Here is a 2,661-nt window from a genome sequence, read left to right as displayed (position 1 = left end):
TGAAATGGAAACTAACCAGACTTTGATCGATACTCTAGAACTTTCTAATATCGGAAGCGGTCTCATCAATTATACTCTGGAAATTGAACAGCACAATAGCTGGATTGAATTAGGAAGCGAATCTGGAAATCTCTTTACAGGGGAAACCGATGAAATAGAAATCACTTTTAACACAAATAATCTCAGCAATGGTGAATATTCCTGCAATATTATCATCACGGATGACATCAGGAACGAGACCATTATTCCGGTTACATTAACAGTAACAGGAACCGAAGCAGATCCTGATTTGATCCCTGAATTTACGGAACTGACCGGAAATTATCCCAATCCTTTTAATCCGCAAACTATCATATCATTCGGTTTGAACAGAAGTTCAAAAGTTACTCTTGATATCTACAATATCAAAGGACAGAAAGTTAGAACTCTGGTGAACGGGAATAAACAGGCAGGATATCATAAGATCATCTGGGATGGGAAGGATAACTTCAGGAACAAGGTTGGTTCCGGAATCTATTTTTACAAAATGACAACTGATGATTACAACAATATCAGGAAGATGATTTTATTGAAATAGACTTTGCTAAACTTCTAAAGAAAAAACGCAAGAAGATAAATTTCGCAAAGCGGTTATTAAAAACTAACTATCCGACTGCTGCTGGATGGCAAGTTTTTTTGTTAAATAAATCTTTTTAGTAAGTAAATCCCATTTTCCCCCCAAAAAAAATTGACCGATATTTCATTAATTAAAAAATATCTCACAGGGAATAAGAATAATGAGAACTGCTGATAATACAATTGAACAATTAGAAAAAAAACTGCAAAAAGCAAAACAAACATTTAATGAAGAAAAGATAATAAAAACATTAGAACTTCTTTTAAATAAATACAATAGCTTTAGAGATTATCATAAAGTAATAAAGACTGCTAAGGAGTTATACCCTATTTATGAAAGAAAAGGGAACGAAAAGAAAAAAGCTGAAACTCTTTTAATATTAGGTCGAGTTTTTGCTTTAATTGCAGATTATGAGACCTCGATTGTTTATATCAAAGAAGCAAAAAAGACTTTTATAGAATTAAATAATTCTCTAAAAATTGCTATTGCTGATAAAGAATTAGGTTACAACTATAGAAATTTAGGGAAATATGATGAAGCTCTTGTTTATTTATTATCAGCAGTAAAAACATTAAAAGAAAATAAAAGAATTTTAGAAAAAAAGGATAATAGATTTGAGAAAATTAAGTTTGCTGAATCCCTGGAAAATATTGGGATAATTTATGATAAATTGAAACAAATTGATAAAAGCAGAGAATTTTTCTTACGAGCGTTACACATGTACAAAGAATTAAATTATTCATTCGGTATTGCAAAAAATTTGAACAATCTCGGTGTTTCATATTGCAATGAGGATCCGCATAAATCCATAGAATTCTACAAAAAAGCACTGAATATTATCAAAAAATTGAACATGAAAGTACAAATTGCTCTTTTTACCAGCAATATCGGTGGTGTGTATGAAGATCTTAACCAATATGACAAAGCCCTGAAATATTATAATAAAGCCTTGGAAATAACAAAAGAAACCAACAATACGAAATATATTCCTTATTATCTTGAATTTATCGGTAGTGTGTATCTGAAAAAAGGGAAATATGATCTGGCAATTAAATATATTCAGCAAAGCCTGGAATTATCAAAAAAGCAGAATATCCAGGAACAAATAAAAAATAATTATCAATTATTAAGCGAAATCTATGAAAAAAAGAAAGATTATCAAACTGCTCTTTTTTTCTATCGCAAATATTCTGAACAAAAGGATAAAATCCTCAATAAGGAAATGATCGAGAAAATATCTGGTCTGCAGAATAAATATGAAGAAAGCTCCAAAAGAGTTATAGAACTTAAAAAACATAATTCTCTCATTTCTACAGCGCTGAAAAAAGCAATCCACATGGACTTGGTCGGCAACAGTAAAAAAATAAAAAAAGTATTAGATTTGGCGATGACAGCTGCTGTTCATCCTGATACAAATGTCCTGATCCTGGGAGAAAGCGGCACCGGCAAGGAGATCATAGCCAATATTATTCATTTTGCCAGTACTCGTAAAGATCATTTGATCGTAGCAGTAAACAGCAGTTCCATCCCTGAAACCCTGGCAGAAAGCGAATTTTTTGGTCACCTGAAAGGAAGTTTCACCGGGGCTTTATCCGATAAAACCGGATTTCTGGAATTAGCTGATAAAGGTACTCTTTTCCTGGATGAGATTGCTGATACACCAGTTTCATTACAATCGAAATTGTTGCGTGTCCTGGAAAATAAGAGAATAAAAAAAATCGGTTCGAAGACAGAAATGCAGGTCGATTTCAGGATCATTGCTGCCACAAATAAAAATATCGATGAACTACTTGAGAATGAAAGTTTCCGTCTGGATTTATTACACAGGATAAATACAATTACAATACGGATACCGCCTTTACGAGAGCGACCTGCGGATATTAAACCATTGCTTGAATATTTTATCCGGGAATTATCAAAAACTCTAAAAAAACCGATCCCCAAAATCAATGCTGCTGTTATTGATAAACTGAAAAAATATTATTTTCCTGGAAATGTCAGAGAATTGAAAAATATGGTTGAGAAAGCCATGATCATGTTAAAAG

Annotated in this window: 2 protein-coding genes; both read left to right on the top strand. The window is 32.3% G+C overall.

The features are described from left to right. A partial coding sequence (locus ENL20_03295) for a T9SS type A sorting domain-containing protein (protein ID HHE37582.1) occupies positions 1–577 on the top strand: 577 nt, incomplete at its 5' end. A gap of 199 nt (positions 578–776) precedes the next feature. Beyond that, the coding region (locus tag ENL20_03290; GenBank protein ID HHE37581.1) for a tetratricopeptide repeat protein at positions 777–2,661 on the top strand (1,885 nt) is incomplete at its 3' end.

The organism is Candidatus Cloacimonadota bacterium (assembly GCA_011372345.1).
GTDB lineage: Bacteria > Cloacimonadota > Cloacimonadia > Cloacimonadales > TCS61 > DRTC01.
The sequence above is the reverse complement of the archived record's forward strand: the minus strand, read 5'-3'. Positions and strand labels throughout refer to the sequence as shown.